Annotated in this window: 16 protein-coding genes; 15 read left to right on the top strand and 1 reads right to left on the bottom strand. The window is 62.0% G+C overall.

The window, feature by feature from the left end:
* Positions 1–163 precede the first annotated feature (163 nt).
* The 5 genes from AC0L2K_RS06890 (at position 164) to AC0L2K_RS06870 (ending at position 5867) form a co-directional block, all read left to right on the top strand.
* Positions 164–1351: a magnesium transporter gene (locus tag AC0L2K_RS06890; RefSeq protein WP_473530948.1), complete on the top strand. Its 1188-nt coding sequence runs from the start codon at positions 164–166 to the stop codon at positions 1349–1351.
* 15 nt (positions 1352–1366) lie between these two features.
* Positions 1367–1534 (top strand): hypothetical protein, encoded by a 168-nt coding sequence (locus AC0L2K_RS06885; protein ID WP_288141952.1) that lies wholly within the window; start codon positions 1367–1369, stop codon positions 1532–1534.
* A 311-nt stretch (positions 1535–1845) separates the two neighbouring features.
* On the top strand, positions 1846–3120 hold the full coding sequence (locus AC0L2K_RS06880) for a tetratricopeptide repeat protein (RefSeq protein ID WP_473530947.1): 1275 nt from the start codon (positions 1846–1848) through the stop codon (positions 3118–3120).
* A gap of 95 nt (positions 3121–3215) precedes the next feature.
* Complete coding sequence (locus tag AC0L2K_RS06875) at positions 3216–3932, top strand: FecR domain-containing protein (protein ID WP_027152473.1); 717 nt, start codon at positions 3216–3218, stop codon at positions 3930–3932.
* 15 nt (positions 3933–3947) lie between these two features.
* A complete protein-coding gene (locus AC0L2K_RS06870) occupies positions 3948–5867 on the top strand; it encodes a CHASE2 domain-containing protein (RefSeq protein ID WP_473530946.1) in 1920 nt (639 codons plus the stop codon).
* A gap of 14 nt (positions 5868–5881) precedes the next feature.
* On the opposite strand, the gene AC0L2K_RS06865 is transcribed toward AC0L2K_RS06870, so the two are convergent.
* Complete coding sequence (locus AC0L2K_RS06865) at positions 5882–6676, bottom strand: IclR family transcriptional regulator (protein WP_091597394.1); 795 nt, start codon at positions 6674–6676, stop codon at positions 5882–5884.
* 234 nt (positions 6677–6910) lie between these two features.
* Between AC0L2K_RS06865 and AC0L2K_RS06860 the strand changes: the two genes are divergently transcribed.
* The 10 genes from AC0L2K_RS06860 to AC0L2K_RS06815 all read left to right on the top strand — a co-directional run bounded on the left by AC0L2K_RS06860 (position 6911) and on the right by AC0L2K_RS06815 (position 19518).
* On the top strand, positions 6911–8512 hold the full coding sequence (locus tag AC0L2K_RS06860; protein ID WP_473530945.1) for an ABC transporter substrate-binding protein: 1602 nt from the start codon (positions 6911–6913) through the stop codon (positions 8510–8512).
* 12 nt (positions 8513–8524) lie between these two features.
* Positions 8525–9385 (top strand): alpha/beta hydrolase, encoded by an 861-nt coding sequence (locus tag AC0L2K_RS06855; RefSeq protein ID WP_128167580.1) that lies wholly within the window; start codon positions 8525–8527, stop codon positions 9383–9385.
* Positions 9382–10992, top strand: coding sequence for a gamma-glutamyltransferase (gene ggt, locus AC0L2K_RS06850; protein ID WP_128167579.1), 1611 nt, complete (start codon positions 9382–9384; stop codon positions 10990–10992). Before AC0L2K_RS06855 ends, ggt begins: the two co-directional genes overlap by 4 nt.
* Before the next feature lie 58 nt (positions 10993–11050).
* Positions 11051–12028: an ABC transporter permease gene (locus AC0L2K_RS06845; RefSeq protein WP_473530944.1), complete on the top strand. Its 978-nt coding sequence runs from the start codon at positions 11051–11053 to the stop codon at positions 12026–12028.
* A gap of 28 nt (positions 12029–12056) precedes the next feature.
* Positions 12057–12953 carry an ABC transporter permease gene (locus AC0L2K_RS06840; protein ID WP_128245655.1) on the top strand — a complete coding sequence of 299 codons (897 nt, stop codon included), beginning with the start codon at positions 12057–12059 and terminating at the stop codon, positions 12951–12953.
* Entirely contained in the window at positions 12950–13912 is a 963-nt protein-coding gene (locus AC0L2K_RS06835) for an ABC transporter ATP-binding protein (RefSeq protein ID WP_473530943.1), read from the top strand. The genes AC0L2K_RS06840 and AC0L2K_RS06835 overlap by 4 nt, the downstream gene beginning before the upstream one ends.
* 56 nt (positions 13913–13968) lie before the next feature.
* A complete protein-coding gene (locus tag AC0L2K_RS06830) occupies positions 13969–14964 on the top strand; it encodes an ABC transporter ATP-binding protein (RefSeq protein ID WP_473530942.1) in 996 nt (331 codons plus the stop codon).
* 20 nt (positions 14965–14984) lie between these two features.
* Entirely contained in the window at positions 14985–16895 is a 1911-nt protein-coding gene (locus AC0L2K_RS06825; RefSeq protein ID WP_473524266.1) for a CocE/NonD family hydrolase, read from the top strand.
* A 364-nt stretch (positions 16896–17259) separates the two neighbouring features.
* Positions 17260–18570 (top strand): ABC transporter substrate-binding protein, encoded by a 1311-nt coding sequence (locus AC0L2K_RS06820; RefSeq protein WP_023800423.1) that lies wholly within the window; start codon positions 17260–17262, stop codon positions 18568–18570.
* A gap of 72 nt (positions 18571–18642) precedes the next feature.
* Positions 18643–19518 carry an ABC transporter permease gene (locus AC0L2K_RS06815; protein ID WP_473530941.1) on the top strand — a complete coding sequence of 292 codons (876 nt, stop codon included), beginning with the start codon at positions 18643–18645 and terminating at the stop codon, positions 19516–19518.

Genomic DNA, 19518 nt, shown 5'->3' with positions numbered 1-19518 from the left:
TATGCACCCACGCAATGGCTCAGATTTGTCTGGGTCGGTCTACTCGGCGCCCCGAGAAGGCGAAGATTCCGGATCGAGGCGCTTAGGCCACCGTGCGCCTGGGCAGAGCGAACCGGTTCCGTCTATAAGCTCAGAGGCGCAACATTAGAGGTTGGGGGAACAGATGAGGGAAGAGAACGACATTCAGAAGTTGGTGCGCACGCTGCGTGCTCGAGCACCTGACGACGCGGCTGAATTGCTAGCCCGAGAGTCTCCCGAGTTAATCCGCGACGCACTAAAGTTGTTACCGGATAGGCACGCCCATAGGGTGGCGGAGTATTTGCCATCGCAAAGGAGGCCCATCAAATCTCATACCGACGGCAAGGATCTCGCGATCCCCGAGGCCATCGTCGAGCTGATGGACCCGATCCCCGCCAGCGTTGCTGTCGGGACCACGGTAGCCGCCGCTGTCGAAGCCGTCAGGCGCGCGCAGGTGCCGAGCGAGTTGACTTACCTCTACATCACGGACGAGGGCGATAGACTGGTTGGCCTGGTGGTCTTGCGCGATCTGATGCTGAGCGAGGCCGACGCGACGGTGGATCAGATTATGCTGGCAAGTCCGTTCGCCCTTCACGTCGATATGCCTTTGAGCGAAGCCTGCAAGGCGGCGGTACGCCGTCACTACCCTGTCTATCCCGTGGTGGACGCGGAGAACCGGCTGCTCGGGCAGGTTCGCGGCTGGCGGCTGTTCGAGCAGCAAATCATCGAGATTTCCGCCCAGCCTGGCCAGATGGTGGGTGTCCAGAAGGAGGAGCGTTCTTTCACTCCGCTGTTTTCAGCCTTCTTGAAACGTCATCCGTGGCTGCAGCTCAACCTGCTGACGGCCTTCATAGCCGCTTTCGTGGTCGGCTCGTTCACAGGCACGATCGAGAAGATCGTCGCGTTGGCGGCGTTCCTCCCGGTGTTGGCCGGACAGAGCGGAAACACCGGCTGTCAGGCGCTGGCTATTACGCTGCGTGGCCTCGCCTTAGGCGATGTGGACAAACGACCGAAGCTGCACTTGGTGCTGAGGGAGGGAGCGCTCGGGATCGCCAACGGCTTGCTCGTCGGTCTGGTGGCGGCTGCGGCCATGTGGTTCTACGCTTCACGGCAGCCGGAGTCGGCATCCCAGGCGCCCATGCTGGCGCTTGTGATCCTGCTCGCCATGTCCGGATCGTGCCTCATGTCCGGGATCTCCGGCGTGCTGATCCCGTTGGGCCTGCGGCGGGTCGGCGCCGATCCGGCCGTGGCTTCCGCGATCTTCCTCACGACGGTGACCGATATTGTAGGCATGGGCCTGATGCTGGGACTGGCCACCATGCTCGTGCTGTAGGCACGCTCGACGGACGTGATCGCGGACGAGGACGTTGTTGCCTATGAAGTGACCTCGTCGGCGTTCAACAAGATAACAAAGGCTAAGCCGCACATCGCGCAGGCCGTCCTGAGAAGCATCGCCCGCCAGCTCTCCGAGCGCTTGCGCAACGCGGCGGAAGACCTTCGGATGAGCTCCATATGACCCTGATGCGTCGTGCGGCGACCAGATACGTGGAGAATCGCGCAAACAATATTGATCTTGTCGGCTGCGCAATACACCGCTGATTATGATTTGAATTAGTTGCCGTTTGTAGCGAATACTTGTCTGAAGCCAAGCAACGCTGAGAAGATTTTTGACCAACCAGCGTAGGCGAAATGCGAATGAATGCGATAATTTGTTGCGCAGCTGCAACAGCTGCTGAAGACTCGGAGGTTTCCTGACAGTTCTGTCGCTTTTTTTCGTGCAGGCGTGCTAGATCCGCTGCACTAGTCGGGTTGGGGTGGGTTCTCGGCATGCATTCCTCGTTTTCAATGATCCTCGGCTTCGCCGCGGCGCTGCTTTGTACCGGCATATTGCCGGCCGGCGCACAAGGTCTCTATCCGGCCTATGACGATGCGTTTTCGGCCCGCATTGCCAATCCGACCGACAACGGAGCGCTAGCTCAATTCGTCACAGTTGCCGTCAACGCAGGGCAGTACGATCAGGCGATCTCGTCGATCGAGCAGTATCTCATCAAACATCCTCGCGATGCGCGCGCCCGGCTCTCGGCCAGCCGGTTGTATTATCATGTCGGCTCCTATGAATTGGCCCGGCGGCAGGCGCAGTACGGTCTCGAGGTCGGGGACCTGTCCGCGGATGAGCAGCAGGAAGCCGTTCGCCTGCTCGCCCGCATCGAGCGCGCGTTACGTGGTGTCACTTGGGAAATCGCTCTGACTGGCGGCATGTTCAGCGCATCCACCGATTTTGAGTCGGGCGGGGCCGAAGACGACCGCACCTTGGTCTCGCCCTATGGGCGGGCGGAAGGCTTTATCCGATGGGATCTCGGGACGCCAAGTGCTGATGCACTTGTCCTCTCGGGCTCGCTGGCAGCGACAGAGCGCTTTTTCACCAAAGACCTGTCGGTTCCCGATGCCGAGGAGACTTTTATCCACGGGAACGCCGCCATTACCTTGGACAAGGGACTGCCCAACAGCGGGATCGATTCGCTACGGCTGCTACTTTCCGCGTTCGCCGTCACAGATCGCTTCGACAGCGACGTTCACGAGACCGGCGTCGGTCTAAGTGGGCGCTTCCTCGTGCGCCCCACCGTCGAGACGACGCTTTTTGCAGGTGCCGGCTACATCGATCTAAGCAGCTCGAATGGCATCTTCGCCGATAGCAGGGTCTTCTATGAGGCAGGCGGCAGCTACCGCTTCCGCAATGGCCAGGCGCTCGGACTGCGCCTAGTCGGCTCGACTGACTTCGCCTCCGGAGCTGGCGAAATCGGCCGCAGCTACATGGGAGAGGTCCGCTACGGCGGCGTGGTGATGGAAGTACCGGACCTTTTCGCATGGTCTCACCAGGTCGCCGTCTCGGCCGGCCACAGCGACACTCCCGACTTGTCCGTCGGCATCGGCACGAACATCCAGAGCGACTTCTGGCGCATTGCCTCGGAAAGCGATTTTCAGCTCACTGAATGGCAGAAGGTCAGTGTCGATCTCGCCTATCGCGAAACCGACTTCGAGATCGCCAGCGGCGACCGAGATTCATTCGAATTGCTCGTGAGCTACACGTTGACACTCAACTGAAAGAGGCCGCGATGAGGACCCTGTATCGTCAGATAGCCACTTGTATCGCCTGCCTTGCCTTTGCGGCACCATCTGGCGCTGAAACGGTTGGGTCTATGACGGCCTACCAGACCAACATCATCCGCAATCACGGCGAGGCGATGAACGTCGGCGCTGGCGTCGAACTCGGCGACCAGCTGCGCAGCAATATCACCGGTCTCGGAATGCTCGTGTTCCGGGACGAGTCGAGCGCCAAGATTGGTCCGAACACCAGCCTGACGATCGATGAATTCGTCTACAATCCGGGGTCCCGATCAGGAAAGATCGACATCAGGATGAACAGCGGCCTGGCCCGTTTCTACGGCGGCCAGGTTTCGAAAGGCGGCGACATGCAAGTTGCGACGCCACACATGGTGCTCGGAGCCAGAGGTGGCATCATTGAGGTGCTTGTGATTGCTGGTCAGACCGTCGGCATACTGCGCGCCGGCCGCATGACCTGCATGATGAATGGTCGCAAGCTCGTGATCACAAACCCGGGCCACGCCTGCACGTCGGACAATGACAAACTGCTGACCGGCTACGGCGGTATCGACGCGTTCCCGATTTTGGACAGCATCGATCGAATAGCCGGCACCGGCCTGCCAGGCGAACCGGGTCCGGGGCTGAACGTAAGCGCGATTTGTGCGTCAGCACTCGGCAATTCGCTCAAAGCCTGCAAGTCCACCGACGGCGCATTGCCCGGCGTGGCCATGGAGTTCCCTGACAGCCCAACGCCCCCTGTAGGCAGCGGGGTGGATGATGAGGATGATGACTGCTTTCCCGACTGCCGGTAACGCTGGCCGAGCGGCATGAGCCCCTCGCTTGATTGGCGGCGGGCTGCCAGGCGGAAAATACCTGGTCTTGCGGTCGTACTCTTGCTGCTCGCTTGCCATTTTGCTTTCGACGGGCCGCTGTCGCGCCTGCGCGAGCGCACGTACGACCTCTACCAGTCCCTCGCCCCGCGCCAGGCGACGAGCAATCCTGTTGTCATTGTCTCGATAGACGACGCGAGCCTTAAGGCATATGGGCGATGGCCTTGGAACCGTGGCCTTTTGGCCGATCTGGTCGATGGTGTCGCCGAGTCCGGTGCCGCGGTGATCGGGCTTGCGCTGGTGCTGCCCGAGGCTGATATCTCTCCTGATGGCATCGCCGGAGACAAGCGCCTCGCCAGCGCACTGGCGAAAAATCGAACGGCGCTCGCCGTCAGCCTGGGCAACGAGGTGACGGTTTCAGACGCAGAGCCCAAAGCCGGCTGGTCGATCGTCGGGCAGGTACCCGAGACGCTTCCTGGCTTCACCGGTCTGACAGGCTCCCTTCCTGATTTCTCGAGCGCCGCTGCAGGCCTCGGCGTAATTCGCACTTTGCCCGATCCCGACGGCGTACTACGCCATGTGCCGCTGCTCTGGCTCCGAAATACGGCTCAAGGCGTGCAGCTCTGGCCGTCGTTCGCGCTCGAACTCCTGCGCCTCTACGCCGGAGAGAGCGGCTACGTAGCCCGGATGAATGTCGCCGGGTTTGACGCGCTCAGGATGGCCGGGACCATTGTGCCACTTGAGCCGCAGGGCAGCATCCGCCTCTGGGAAACCGACACCAATACGCCGCGCATATCTGCCAGTAATATCCTTTCGGGTCGCGGCGATCCGCTGCTGCGGAACGCGATCGCCATTGTTGATCTGTCAGCCGTGGGATTGACGCAGTATCTGCCCACCCCGGCGCGTCCGGCGCGACCAGGCGTGGACATCCACGCTGATGCAATCGGCCAGATCCTTGCCGGGCGCTATCTTGTAGAGCCAACGCAAGCGCGTACGCTGGAGCGGCTGTGGTTGGTCCTCAGTGGCATCGTTTTCATCGGGCTTTCCGGAGTGCTCGCCCAGCGTGTCATGCTTGGCGCCCTCGCTCTGGCGCTCCTGGCTGCCACGCCCTTCGCGTTCGGCGCTCTCGAATACAGCCTGCAGGGTAAGCTCTATGACCCACTGCAGCCGGCGCTTGCGACGATCCTCGTAGCTGGCTTCGAAGGCTATGCCCTCTACAGGCGCAGCGAGCAGCGCCGGTCCACCCTGGCACGGCAGTTTTCCCAATATCTGTCGCCCTCCGTGGTGCAGCGCCTCGCAAATTCGGACACCGAAGCGATCCTGTCCGGCGAGAAGCGCGAGATCACAATCCTGCTGAGTGACATACGCGGCTTCACGACGATGAGCGAACAACTCGGTGCCCAGGAAATCGGAAAGGTGGTCAATCACTTTCTCGGCCTTGCGACCGATGAGATACTCAAGCGCGACGGGACGATCGACAAGTTCATGGGCGATGCCGTGCTAGCCTTCTGGAACGCGCCGCTTGACCAGCCAGATCATCGCGAGCGCGCGCTTGAAGCGGGGCTCGCCCTGATCGAACGGGTCAAGCGCGAAAACGCCGCGCTTACCGCGCGCGGGCATCCCCCTATCGAAATCGGCGTCGCCATCGAGACTGGCATCTGCTCCGTCGGGAATTTCGGCTCCGAACGGCGCTTCGATTACACCGCGATTGGCTCGCCGGTGAACCGCGCGGCACGGCTCGAGTCAACGACCAAAAAGCTGAGCATCCCTCTGGTGCTTGGTCCCGGATTTGCGGAGGGAGCGTCGATGCCGGTTGTCCAGGCGGGCGTGTTTGAACTGGAAGGCTTCAAGGGCGAGGTGTCGGTTTTCACCGTTCCGGAGATACACCCCTCGTCGCAATCTGCCGAGGCAGTGTGATGCTTGGCACCAGTTCAACTCGCTATGTCATTGGCAGCCGGCGAGCGGAAGCCAAGGGCGGCGGAAATACGATGGGCGGCCCGGGCCACCATGTCGCCCAGTTCGCTTATACGCTCTTCCGGCACCCGGTTTTCCGGGGCAGCGATGTTCAGCGCCGCGATTATCTTACCCGGCGCCACGAACACCGGTGCGGTGATCGAAATCAGATCGTCGTTGATCTCGCCGCGACTGACGAAAAACTTCGCCTTGCGGATTTGCTCGAGCCCGCCCCTAAGAAGCCGAGGATCGGTCACCGTTTTCTTGGTGAAGCGCTTCAACGGGCCGGAAAGAATGGCCTCGCGCTCCTCATCACCCATATGGGCCAGGAACGCCTTGCTCGAACCGGCATGTAGCGGACGCCGCCGGCCGACAATCGCATTGACGCGAAGGTCCCGCTTCGGCTCCCATTTGGCGACGCAAAGGCTTTCCTGGTCATCGCGGATCCGCAACTGGGTGGTTTCGCCGATCTTCTGACCGAGTTCTTCCAGAACAGGGTTTGCTATGCGGATCAGGTCCATCTGTTCGCTGGCGGCGTGGCCCAGCATCAATGCAGCGAGGCCGAGGCGATAGCCTTTTCCATCCGATGATCGCGCCAGCAAGCCGCGCCGCACCAGCGTCTGCAAAAGCCGGAAAGCGCGCGCCTTGCTGTCGCCGGAACGCCGCGCGATTTCGGAAACGCCAAGATCTGCCTCGCCGGCCACAGTCTGCAACAAACTGATCGCGCGATCGACGGAATCGACCGTGTACCGGGTATCTGCTTGATCGGTCATTTCTCACTTCCTCGCCAAAGCGTCTCGTGCAGAAGGTTAAACAAGAAAATTTGTATCGTCTAGTGAAACGATGGTTTATCTGTGTTGACAAATAGTGAAGCTTTCGTTTCACTCGCTGTCAGGAAGGAGGCCGGCACCATCAGCGGATCCCAAGCTGGGCTCGATCATGGCAAGCGGCAGCGGAAAAGAACTCCTCCGACGGAACTATCCAGAGTGGACACCGGAGAAAAAACAATGATGAACCGGACAATATCGCGCCGTGCGCTGGTGCAATGGGCGCTCGGTGGTGCCGCCGTCTTGCAAGGTATTGGCTGGACAGGGCTTGCCCACGCCGCGGCAACCGGCCAATTGCGGATCGGCATGGCTGCTCCGCCGACGACGCTAGACCCGCATCTGAAGAGCAATGCGCCGAACAACGCGCTTGCCACCCATATCTACGACACGCTTGTCACCAACGACGAAAAGTCGATCTCCAGACCGGGGCTGGCGACGGCCTGGCGCGCGGTCGACAACACCCATTGGGAGTTCGACCTGCGCCCAGACGTGCGCTTCAGCGACGGTGAGCCGCTCACCGTAGACGACATCGTCGTCTCATTCGACCGGGCCAACACCATCGACAGCACGGCGTCGTTCCGGACCTACACGCGCAACATCAAGTCGATCACTTCGCCCCAAGCCGGCAAGCTTCTCATCGAAACCAAGCAGCCGGAGCCGCTTCTGCCCAATTCGCTCAGTCGCATTCGCATCATCCGCGCCAAGTTCAAGGATACCCCGAGCGATCAGTTCAACAACGGCACCGCGGCGATCGGAACTGGCCCCTATGTGCTGAAGGAATATGTTTCCGGCAACCGTGTCGCGCTTTCCGCCAATCCCAACTACTGGGGACCGAGGCCTGCTTTGCCGGACGTCGAGCTCCGCATCGTCACCGATGCCGGCGCGCGGCTTGCCAACCTGCTCGCCGGCGATCTCGATCTCGTCGAACAGGTGCCCTACGAGGGTGTTGCCCGCGTCGAACAAGACGAGCGCTTTCACATCATCCGCGGCGTATCGAGCCGGGTGGTCTTCTTCTCGCTGGACACGTTCAGGGACGTGACGCCCTTCATCAGCGGCAAGGATGGCAAGCCGCTCGACCGCAACCCGCTGAAGGATCTGCGTGTGCGGCAGGCGCTGTCCATGGCGATCGACCGCAGCGCCATTGTCGAGCGTTTGATGCAGGGCAATGCCATTGTCGCTTCACAGTTTCTGCCCGCCGGCGCCCCGGGCACCTCGGCTGCTATCAAACCCGTTCCATTCGACGCTGCAAAAGCCACGGCCCTGCTTGCCGAGGCCGGCTACCCCGATGGCTTCCGCCTGACGATCCACGGGCCAAATGATCGTATCGTCAACGATTCGAAGATCGTGCAGGCCGTGGCCCAGATGTTCTCTCGCATCGGCCTGGAAGTCAGCGTCGAGGTCATGCCCTGGTCGGTTTATGCCGACAAGGCGGATGCCCATGAGTTCAGCGTCAATCTGGACTCCTGGGGCGTCAACACAGGCGAAACCTCGAACCCGATGACAGCTCTGGTCGCGACGCAGAATCCGGACGCCGGTATGGGCATCGCCAATTCGGGCCGCTACTCCAATCCCGATCTCGATGCCAAACTGGCTGTGGCGAAGCGGACGCTGGACGACACCAAACGCGAAATTATGCTCTCGGAGCTCAGCGACATCGTCTTCAACGACGTCGCCCTGATTCCGCTGCACCATGAGGTTCTCGTCGTGGCTGCCCGAAAGGACCTTCAGTTCACGACGCGGGCCGACCAGTATACGCTGGCCATGAACGCCAAGATTGTCTGAGGAGATGTAGACTTGACGAGCATCGCCACGGGATCTGTTGCGGATCGCGGTCGCGCTACATACGATCTTGGCGCGACCGCCATCTTTGCTTCCAAATCGGACCCACGCTTCCACTATTGCCTGTATGTACCGCCCGCGGTTGGGGAAGGCGCCCAAGTCGACCTACTGGTGGCCGTCCATGGTACCGGCCGCACCTCGTTCCTGGGTTTCCGTGATGCGTTCGCCGAGTTCGGACGCTGGAACGACTGCGCCATTTTGTGCCCGGTGTTTCCAATGGGCGTTCTCGGCGACGATGCCCGCAGCGGATACAAATACATGATCGAGGGCGACATCCGCTACGATCAGGTGCTGCTCGCGATAGTCGAGGAAGTCGTCGCGAAATACCGTCAGGACTGGACCCGCTTCGCTATGTTCGGGTTTTCCGGCGGCGGGCATTTCACCCATCGCTTCGCCATCCTTCATCCCGACAGGCTATGGGCGGCGTCGATCGGCGCACCGGGATCGGTGACCCTGCTCGATCCCACGCGGGACTGGTGGGTGGGCATTCGCGATCTGCCGGAGAAGTTCGGCATCACCTTCGACGCCGCAGCGCTGGCAAAAGTGCCTGTCCAGATGATCGTCGGCGATGCCGACCTGGAGACCTGGGAAATCACGCATATCCAAGGCAGCGCGCATTGGATGCCGGGCGCCAACGATGCAGGACAAACGAGGCCGGAACGCCTCAGCACGTTGTGTCGATCGTTCGAGGAAGCGGGTGCGCGCGTACGCTTTGATTTGCTGCCCGGGGTAGCCCACGAACGCGACGCGGTTCTCGATCCGGTCAAGGATTTCCTGGCCCAGGCGCTCAAGGAACGACGGAACGCATCAAGATGAATGCAATGATCGTTGCGCCGCAGCCGGAGGCGGTCGAGGCGGGCGCGCTGGTGCTCAAACGCGGCGGCAACGCCGTCGATGCGGCGATCGCCTGCGCTTTCATGCAAGGCGTCGCAGACCCTCAAATGGCCGGCATCGGGGGCTTTGGCTCGATGCAGGTCTATATGCCGCGACGCGGCGTGCACGAGGTGCTAGAATTCTACGCCAGGGCGCCGCTCAAAGCGTCGCCTGAAATGTGGAGCGACCTTCTGGTCGGCCAGTCGCGCGACGGCTTCGCCTTTCTGCTGGAAGGCGGCATCAGCGAGATCGGCTATCTCGCCGTCTGCACGCCGGGCAGTGTCAAGGGCTATGCCGAGGCGCTGGCGAGATACGGCACTTTTGAATGGGCCGACGTCGTCGCACCCGCCGCCAAGCAGGCGAGGCGCGGCTTTATGGTCCGCCCGCATGTCCATTGGTACTGGGCCCAGGACGGCGTAGATACCGGCGAAGTGCGGACCCTTGACAAGCTGCGCTTCAGCAACACGGGGCGCGCCATCTATTTTCGCCCGGACGGCGCGGTCAAGCTGCCAGGCGACGTCGTCGTCAACACCGACCTCGCCCAAACGCTCGAGCGCATCGCGGCCGCCGGTCCGGACATTTTCTACAAAGGCGAGATCGCCGAAGAGATCGCCGCCGACATGGCCGCCAACGGCGGCCTTATCGGGAAGGATGATCTGGCGCGCTATGAGCTATCCACCGCGCAACCGCTCTGGGGCGAGTATCGTGGCTACGATATTGCGACCAGCCCGCCGCCCGCCAGCGGCATATCCATGCTGCAATTGCTCCACATCCTCGAGCATTTTGATGTCGGAGCCATGGAGCATGACGGTGCCGAGCACATCGTCCTGCTGGCGGAGGCGATGAAGCGCATGACCATCGACAAGGACCGCCATCTCGGCGATCCTGCCTATGTCGACGTGCCGGTCGCGCGGCTGCTGTCCCGCGACTATTGCAGCGGGCTCGCCGCCGAGATCAAGGCCGGGCTGCGCGCCAGGATCGAGCGCGTCGATGACCGGTCGCCGCGCGACACGACCCATATTTCGGTGGTCGACCATGAGGGCAATGCCGTCGCCTTGACCCACACGCTGGGCAGTCCCTCGGGGGCGATCACCGATGGGCTGGGATTCATGTACAACGGAACGATGAGCCGCTTCGACCCAAGGCCGGGCCGGGCCGGATCGCTGGCTCCCGGCAAGCGGCGGGCCAGCTCTGCGGCTCCCACAATCGTATTCAAGGACGACCGGCCGGTGATCGTCATGGGAGCGCCCGGCGGCAGCTATATCGCGCCGTCCATGGCGCAGGGGCTGATGAATCTCATTGATTTCGATATGAGCATGTCGGAAGCGGTGGCCGCCCCGAGGATCGTGGCGGTGTCGAACACAATCGACGTCTCCAATCGCATTCCGCGCTATGTCACTGAAGAAATCGAGGGCCGGGGCTACGAGGTGAAGCGCTCCTGGCAAAGTTACGCTTTTGCCGCCCTCCACGGCATCCAGATCGAAGACGGAATTTGCCGCGGCGGCGCCGATCCGCAGCGCGACGGCATGGCGATGGCGGTGCCGGCGTGATGTGCCGCGCACAGACGACCGGCGACCCTTTCCGGCAATCAGGCTGCGGAGCGATGCCATGACCGCAGCCGTCGCGCGCCGGCTGCTCCAGGCTGTGATGGTCATGTTCGCCATGACGGTTATCGTCTTCATCGCGATCAACGTCATCGGCGACCCCGTCGACATTTTGATCTCGCCCGACGCCGATCAGATCGAGCGCGCGCGCGTCGTCCAGGCACTCGGGCTCGACCTGCCGCTTTGGCAGCAGTACCTCCGCTTCCTCTGGGCAGCGCTGCATGGGGACCTTGGCGAGAGTTACGTCTACAACGAGCCGGCGATCAGGGTGATCCTGCAGCGACTGCCGGCAACACTCGAACTGGCCGTCTCTGCCATCCTCATTGCCATCGTCGTCGGCGTGCCGCTCGGGCTTTATGCCGGACTGCGGCCGGATCGCATCTTGAGCCGCGTCATCATGACCGTCAGCATCCTCGGCTTCTCGTTGCCGACCTTCTGGGTCGGGCTGGTGCTGATCATGTTTTTCGCCGTGCAGCTCGGCTGGTTGCCGAGCGGCGGGCGCGGCCAGACCGCCGAACTGTTCGGTGTCCAATGGGCGTTCCTGACCAAAGACGGCCTTGCCCACCTGATCCTGCCGGCGGTGAACCTCGCCTTGTTTGACGCCTGCCTCATTCTGCGCCTGACGCGCGCCGGCGTCGCCGAAGTCCTGCCGCTCGATTTCGTCAAGTTCGCGCGGGCCAAGGGCCTCAGGGAAACGCGCGTGATCGGCGTCCACGTCTCGAAGAACATCATGATCCCGGTGGTGACCATCATCGGCCTGGAATTCGGCTCTATCGTCGCCTTCTCGGTCGTCACCGAAAGCGTGTTCAGCTGGCCTGGCATGGGCAAGTTGATCATCGACAGCATCAACGTGCTCGACCGTCCGATCATCACCGCATACCTGATGGCGATCGTCGCCTTCTTCGTCATCATCAATCTCGTCGTCGACCTGACCTATACGGCACTCGACCCGCGGGTGCGGCTCCAGGGCGAGGGACCGTGACATGAGCGTCGACACCTTGCCGCCACCGATGCCTACCGAGGCCGAGAAGAGTGAAGAGGCGCCGTTTCGAGTGCTCGTGCGGGCATTCTTCCGCTCGCCTGCCGCCATTGCCGGTTTCGTGCTGCTGACCGCGATCATCGGGCTGGCGCTGCTCGCGCCGCTTATAGCGCCGCAAAATCCCTACGACCTCAACCAGCTCGACATCATGGACAGCCGCCTGCCGCCCGGCTCGCAATCGATGACGGGCATGATTTTCTGGCTCGGCACCGACGACCAGGGTCGTGACATGCTTTCCGGCATCATCTACGGCCTGCGCATATCGCTCGGCGTCGGCGTCAGCTCGGCGCTTTTCGCCGCGCTGTTCGGCGCCTCTTTAGGCCTGCTCGCCGCCTATGTCGGCGGTCGGACCGAGACCGCGATCATGCGCATCGTCGATCTGCAACTCTCCTTCCCCTCCATTCTCGTTGCACTGATGATCCTCGCCTTTCTCGGCAAGGGAATCCTCAACGTCGTACTCGCTCTGGTGATCGTCGAATGGGCGACTTATGCACGTGCCGCGCGCGGCACGGCGCTGGTGGAGCGGCGCAAGGAATACATGGAGGCGGCAGAGTCGCTCGCCATTCCGCGATGGCGCATCCTGTTCGTCCATCTTCTGCCCAACTGCCTGCCGCCGCTGATCGTGATCGCGACGGTGCAGGTGGCGCGCGCCATCTCGCTGGAGGCGACCTTGTCCTTCCTTGGCCTCGGTGTGCCGATCACCGAGCCCAGTCTCGGCCTGCTGGTCGCCAACGGCTATCAGTACATGCTCTCCGGCATGACGTGGATCAGTTTCTATCCCGGCGTGGCGCTGCTGATTACCGTGGTTGCGATCAACCTCGTAGGTGATCGGCTCCGCGACGTGCTCAACCCGCGGGGGCGCGAATGAATGCGACCGTGCTCGAAGTCCGCGATCTCAGGACCCATTTCGGACAAGCAAAAGCCGTCGACGGCGTCTCGTTCAGCGTCGCGCGCGGCGAGGTTCTGGGTCTCGTCGGTGAAAGCGGGTCCGGCAAATCGGTCACCGGCTTTTCCATCATCGGCCTTGTCGATCCGCCAGGCACGATCGTCGGCGGCCAGATCGTCTTCGACGGCCGCGACATCACCCGCTCCAGCCGCGAGGAGATGCGAGCGCTGCGCGGGCGCCGCATGGCGATGATCTTCCAGGATCCGATGATGACGCTGAACCCGGTCCTGCGCATCGACACGCAGATGATCGAGGCGGTGCAGGCGCATGAAAACGTCTCGCGCATGGACGCCAGGGCGCGGGCGCGCGACGCGCTCGGCATGGTCGGGATCCCGAGTCCGGATGAGCGGCTGCAGGCCTATCCGCATCAGTTTTCCGGCGGCATGCGCCAGCGCGTCGTTATCGCTATTGCGCTGCTGCAACGGCCGGACTTCATCATCGCCGACGAGCCGACCACCGCGCTCGATGTGACGATCCAGGCACAGATTCTCGCCGAGATGCAAAAGCTCGTGGCGCAGAACAACACGTCGCTGATCTGGATCACGCATGATCTCGCCGTCGTCTCGCGGCTCGCCGACCGGATCGCCGTGATGTATGCGGGCCGCATCGTCGAATCCGGCCCGGTGTCGGACGTTCTCGCCCGTCCGTTGCACCCTTATACCGCCGGTCTGATCGACTCCGTTCCCAGCCGCAACCGGCGTGGCGAGCGGCTTCGGCAGATCCCGGGAATGGCGCCCAGTGTTGCGCGGCTGCCGGCCGGATGCGCTTTCGCCCCGCGCTGCGCGCGCGCCGACGCGGCGTGTGCCCAGGCGGTGCCTCTGCTCACTGCTGGCCCGCGCGAGCACCGCTGCGTTCATCCCTTGCCGGAGTTCCGCGTATGATCCCCTCCACTCCGGTTGCGGCAGACATTCAAAGCTCCTCAGCGGGTTCTAGCAGGATGGCGCCGCTGATCGAGCTGAACGAGATTTCTCACAGCTTCGGCACGCGGCCGGATCTCGCGGCCCGTTTGGCGATCTCGTTCAAACTCGCCAAACCGACGGCAAGCGTGCAGGCGATCGACGGTGTCAGCCTCGCCGTTCGCAGGGGCGAGGTTCTGGGCCTCGTTGGCGAGTCGGGATGCGGCAAGTCCACACTGGGCCGGATCGTCGCCGGCATCGTGGCGCCCAGCAAGGGATCGGTATCATGGCGCGGCAAGGACTTGAAGGCGCTTCCGGCGCTCGAACGGCGTGAGGCCAAGCTGCGCGTGCAGATGATATTCCAGAATCCCTACGCCTCGCTCAATCCGCGCCGCAAAGCGGCCGATATCGTCAGCGAGGCGCCGCGCGTACACGGGCTGGTTGAGGGCGATCTCGGTACCTTTGTCGATCAACAGTTCCGGCGTGCCGGTCTCGATCCGGCGCTAAAACACCGCTTTCCGCATCAGTTCAGCGGCGGCCAGCGCCAGCGGATCGGCATTGCGCGCGCGCTCGCCGTGCAGCCGGAATTTCTCGTCTGCGATGAGGCCGTTGCCGCTTTGGACGTCTCGATCCAGGCGCAAATCCTCAATCTCTTCATGGACCTGCGCGAGAGGCTGAACCTCACTTACTTGTTCATCAGCCACGATCTCGGAGTGGTCGAGCACATCTCCGATCGGGTGGCGATCATGTATCTCGGCCGCATTGTCGAAGAGGCTCCGGCCGAGGAGATCTTTGCACGGGCCAACCATCCCTACACGCAGGCGCTTCTCGCCGAGGTGCCGCGGATCGAAACCACCAGACGCGGCTTTGCCGCGATCAAGGGTGAATTGCCGAGCCCGCTCTCGCCGCCGAGCGGATGTCATTTCCACCCGCGCTGCCCGCACGCGATGCCTCGTTGCCGCACCGAAGCGCCCCGACTGAAGGTGGTTGCTGCCGGACACAAGAGCGCATGCCACCTCAATGACGCCGCCGCCTGAACGCCTTGGAATTTTTTGAGATGACCGACCTCCAGGCGTTCCAGTCCGTGACCGATGACATGGTCCTCTGCCGCGATATTATGGTGACGATGCGCGATGGGGTAAGACTGGCGACCGACGTCTACCGACCGGCAAGGGGAGGCCGCGCGCTGGACCGGCCAGCTCCCGTCATCGTTGAGCGGACGCCTTATGGCAAGGCGATGGCATCGCGCGCCGAACTCGAGGTCAGCATGACCGAACCGATGGATCGCGCGACGGTCGCCGAGCATTTCGTGCGCCATGGCTACATCGTCGTCTACCAGGACTGCCGCGGCCGCTACGGCTCGGAAGGCGAGTTCGTCAAATATCGCTCCGAAGGTCCGGACGGCTACGACACGCTTGCATGGATCGCAGCCCAGCCCTGGTGCAGTGGCCGGATCGGCACCATGGGCCTTTCCTATGCTGCGCATACCCAAATGGCGGCGGCGTGCCTTGCGCCGCCGGCTCTTGCAACCATGATCCTCGATTCCGGCGGATTCTCTAACGCCTTCACCTGCGGCATCCGCCAAGGCGGCGCGTTCGAGCTGAAACAGGCGACCTGGGCCTACCGGGAAGCCCGCGAGAGCGCCGTCGCCGCCGGCGACGAGTTGGCCCGAAAGGCGCTCGAAGCGGAAAACCTGCATCGCTGGTTCGGCAAAATGCCCTGGTCTGAGGGCCGTTCCCCGCTCCGCTGGGCTCCGGACTACGAGGCTTACCTGCTGGAGCAGTGGCGGCACGAGACTTTCGACGGCTTCTGGAAGCAGGTCGGCATTCATGCAGCGGGCTTCTACGACGCCATTCCCCACATTCCGATCGCCCTGATCTCGAGCTGGTTCGACGTCTATGTCCCGACGACGTTCGAGAATTTCGCCGGCCTTGCACGCAATGGCAAACGGCCGCTCGCCTTGATCATGGGTCCGGGTCTGCACGGCGATCGCAATCTGACCTTTGCCGGCGACGTCGATTTCGGACCGAACGCTCCGCTCGGCGGCAATGTGGCGGCAAGCTGGCTGGAGTTTCGTCGCCGTTGGTTCGATCGCTGGCTGAAGAGCGGGTTGGAGGACGATCTCGACGAGGAGCCGATCCGTCTTTTTGTCATGGGCGGGGGAAAGGGCACGAAAAATGAAACGGGCCGTCTCGATCACGGCGGGCGCTGGATCAAAGGCAAGCGGTGGCCGCTGCCGAACGTGACGGAGCAAAGCTATTATCTGCACCCCAACGGCAGGCTCTCGGAGGTCTTTCCTGCGCCCGACGCCGTCGCGCTGAGCTATGATTTCGATCCCGCCGATCCGGTCCCGACCATCGGCGGCGCGCTGACCAGCGGTCAGCCGATCTTCGCCGGCGGCGGCTTCGACCAGAGAGAGGACAAGAGGTTCTTCGGCTGCCGCAATTTCGGCTTGCCGCTTTCCGCCCGTCTCGATGTCCTCTCCTTTGAGACCGAGCCGCTTGCCGACGATTTGACCGTGCTCGGACGGGTAGAGGTGGAGCTCTGGGCGGCGACCGATGCACCCGACACCGACTTCACGGCGAAACTGATCGACGTCTATCCACCGAGCGCCGACTATCCGACGGGCTTTGCCCTGAACCTGACCGACGGGATTTTCCGCTGCCGCTTCCGGCGTTCATTCGAAAGAGCCGAACTCGTGAAGCCTGGAGAGATCATGCGGCTTCGCATCGAGCTATTTGCGACTGCCAATCTGTTCCGTGCCGGCCATCGGCTGCGGCTGGATATCTCTTCGAGCAATTTTCCGAAGTTCGATGTCAATCCGAATACCGGCGCGCCGGCGGGCCTCGGCCGTAGCCGGCAAGTGGCGCGCAACACGGTTTTTCTCGATAGAGCGCGGCCATCGAGGCTAATCGCGGAGAGATTGGGGGCACAATCGGGCGGCTCCTTTTCGGCAGAGCTCGCTTGAGCGGACATCCTCTCTTTGATATTGCGGCTCCCTCACGGTCCCCTCCGTTCGTCCAGATCACGGTGAACGTGCCTTGAAATTATTTTCGCCCGGTGGCTGCGAGTCTGCGCGCTACGGGAATTGCCAACTTGCTGAATATTCTGGCAGGAAAGAGTAGGGAATCTGCGCTTTTGCATATGTTTTGGGAGAACGGCGCTTGCCGGTGCGCATATCGGCGGCAGATTTGCCCTGCTTATAATTGGAATTTTCACTTCTAATTTGGCGGGCTGCGCAAAAAATATATCCTACCCTCCAGCATAAAGCCGGACATCGAAGAATGTGGATTGCCGACAACAGGCTCGGCATGCAGGGGAAGGGTTTGACCATGAAACAGGTGAAAGAGCCGACGAATACACTGACAAGAAGAAAGTTTCTCAAAGGCAGCGCGGCTGCTGCCGGGGCCGCCGTAGGGTCCGGAGCGATCGGCGGTTTTCCGACGATCTGGGCCCAGGAGATCAAGGACATCGAACTGCGCCACGTCGGCGTTTCGTACTCGGTCGTCAAGGCGATCGGCGACCAGGCGGCCAAGGATCTCGGCTTGAAAGTGACGATGCAGAATCTCGACACCTCCGCTGCCATCAACCGCTTCATCACCCAGCCGAATTCGGTCGATATCGCCGACCTCGAAGGCTGGCAGGCCAAGCTCGCCGCCAAACGCGGCGTGATCCAAGGCATCGAAATCAACAAGATCAAGGAGTTCGATAATATCCTGCCGATCTTCACCAAGGGTGAGATCGACGGCGCAGTGGTGTCGCGCCAGGGCATTTCGCCGTACGAAGCGATGTATATCGAGACGCCCGACGCGACCGATCTCCACGACGGCGTCACCGAATGGGCGACATTCCTGCCGCAAGTCTACAATGCGGATTCGATCGGCTACCGTCCTGATCTGATCGGCCATCCGGTTACCGAGTGGAAGGAACTGATCGACCCGAAGTTCAAGGGCAAGGCGGCGATCCTCGACGTGCCGGCGATCGGGATCATGGACGCCGCCCTGTGTTTCGAGAGTGCCGACCTCATCAAGTACGGCAACAAAGGAAACATGACCAAGGAAGAGATCGACTTCACTATCGACAAGCTGATCGAGCTGAAGAAGTCGGGGCATTTCCGCGCCACCTGGACCACATTCGACCAATCCGTGCAGCTCATGGCGGCCGGCGAGGTGATCATCCAGTCGATGTGGTCGCCAGCGGTTGCCGCGGTTCGCGTCAAGGAGATCCCTTGCGTCTACGCGCCGGTCAACAAAAAGGGCGACAAGGAAGGCTATCGCGGCTGGTGCAACGGGATGGGCTTGATGAAGCACCTCACCGGCAAGAAGCTTGAAGCGGCCTACGAGTATATGAATTGGTACTACACCGGCTGGCAGGGCGCTTTCGTCGCCCGCTACGGCTACTACAGCCCGGTGCCGTCCACCGCCAAGCCGTTCCTCACCGCCGCCGAATGGGACTACTGGTACGACGGCAAGCCGGCGCCGGATGAAGTCAAGGACCCCTACGGCACTCCGATGGAGAAGACGGGTACGGTGCGCGATGGCGGCTCCTTCCTCGAGCGGGTCAAGAACATCTCGTGCTGGAACACGCTGATGGACGAGGCGGCCTACATGAACAAGCGCTGGAACGACTTCAAGGTTGCGTGACCGGCGTCGCCGCAACCGGATCGGGCGCCTTGCCCGATCACACCTTCATCCGAAAATCCTCGGAGTCCGGCGATGACACAAAGCGTTGCGTTCAAGCGAAATCTGGCCGGGTGGGCCTATGTTGCCCCGCTGGTCGTCGTGCTGATCCCGTTCTTCGTGCTACCGCTGGTTGCAGTGGTGGCAGCGAGCTTCTTCGAAACCGATGGCTTCGGCGGATTGTTCCCGGCGTTCAATCTCGAAAACTACACGCAGATACTGACCTCGGAACTGACGTTCAATCTCTATTACGAGACCATCAAGTTCACCATGCTGACGTGGTTTTTCAGCCTGGTGATCGGCTTCCTCGTCGCTTATTTCCTTGTCTTCCATGTCAGGAACCCGCTGCTTGCGCTCGGGCTGTTCCTGCTCTGCACAGTGCCGTTCTGGACCTCCAACATTATCCGGATGATTTCCTGGATCCCCTTGCTGGGCAAGGAGGGGCTGGTCAATGAGGCCTTGCTCAAGATCGGTCTGATAGACCAACCGCTCGAATTCCTGCTGTTTTCCAGCTTCGCGGTGGTCGTCGCCTATGTCCACCAGCTCACCATCTTCATGATCGTGCCGATTTTCAACGCCATGGGCCGGATCGACAAGCGCGTCGTCGAGGCGGCGCTCGACGCTGGCGCCAGCCGCTTTGATATCATGCGGCTGATCATCGTGCCGCTGTCCAAGAACGGTATCGCGCTCGGTTCGATCTTCGTGATTTCGATCGTCATGGGCGACTTCTTCGTGGTCAAGGTAATGTCGGGCGGCGGCTCTGCCTCTGTCGCCGGCGCCTTTTATGAGGACATCTCGGTGCTGCAATATCCGACCGCCGCGGCCAGTGCAGTGCTGCTCACCGTCGTTCTCGTGCTGACTGTCGGCTTGATCCTGCGCTTCGTCGACATCCGCAAGGAGATCACGCGATGA

This window comes from Mesorhizobium sp. WSM4817 (assembly GCF_055811135.1).
The sequence above is the reverse complement of the archived record's forward strand: the minus strand, read 5'-3'. Positions and strand labels throughout refer to the sequence as shown.

Excerpts from the sequence above, each read along its gene's own strand:
- AC0L2K_RS06890 (WP_473530948.1), top strand. The coding sequence starts at position 164 with ATGAGGGAAGAGAACGACATTCAGAAGTTGGTGCGCACGCTGCGTGCT.
- AC0L2K_RS06880 (WP_473530947.1), top strand. The coding sequence starts at position 1,846 with ATGCATTCCTCGTTTTCAATGATCCTCGGCTTCGCCGCGGCGCTGCTT.
- AC0L2K_RS06875 (WP_027152473.1), top strand. The coding sequence starts at position 3,216 with ATGACGGCCTACCAGACCAACATCATCCGCAATCACGGCGAGGCGATG.
- AC0L2K_RS06870 (WP_473530946.1), top strand. The coding sequence starts at position 3,948 with ATGAGCCCCTCGCTTGATTGGCGGCGGGCTGCCAGGCGGAAAATACCT.
- AC0L2K_RS06865 (WP_091597394.1), bottom strand. The coding sequence starts at position 6,676 with ATGACCGATCAAGCAGATACCCGGTACACGGTCGATTCCGTCGATCGC.
- AC0L2K_RS06860 (WP_473530945.1), top strand. The coding sequence starts at position 6,911 with ATGATGAACCGGACAATATCGCGCCGTGCGCTGGTGCAATGGGCGCTC.
- ggt (WP_128167579.1), top strand. The coding sequence starts at position 9,382 with ATGAATGCAATGATCGTTGCGCCGCAGCCGGAGGCGGTCGAGGCGGGC.
- AC0L2K_RS06845 (WP_473530944.1), top strand. The coding sequence starts at position 11,051 with ATGACCGCAGCCGTCGCGCGCCGGCTGCTCCAGGCTGTGATGGTCATG.
- AC0L2K_RS06840 (WP_128245655.1), top strand. The coding sequence starts at position 12,057 with ATGCCTACCGAGGCCGAGAAGAGTGAAGAGGCGCCGTTTCGAGTGCTC.
- AC0L2K_RS06835 (WP_473530943.1), top strand. The coding sequence starts at position 12,950 with ATGAATGCGACCGTGCTCGAAGTCCGCGATCTCAGGACCCATTTCGGA.
- AC0L2K_RS06830 (WP_473530942.1), top strand. The coding sequence starts at position 13,969 with ATGGCGCCGCTGATCGAGCTGAACGAGATTTCTCACAGCTTCGGCACG.
- AC0L2K_RS06825 (WP_473524266.1), top strand. The coding sequence starts at position 14,985 with ATGACCGACCTCCAGGCGTTCCAGTCCGTGACCGATGACATGGTCCTC.
- AC0L2K_RS06820 (WP_023800423.1), top strand. The coding sequence starts at position 17,260 with ATGAAACAGGTGAAAGAGCCGACGAATACACTGACAAGAAGAAAGTTT.
- AC0L2K_RS06815 (WP_473530941.1), top strand. The coding sequence starts at position 18,643 with ATGACACAAAGCGTTGCGTTCAAGCGAAATCTGGCCGGGTGGGCCTAT.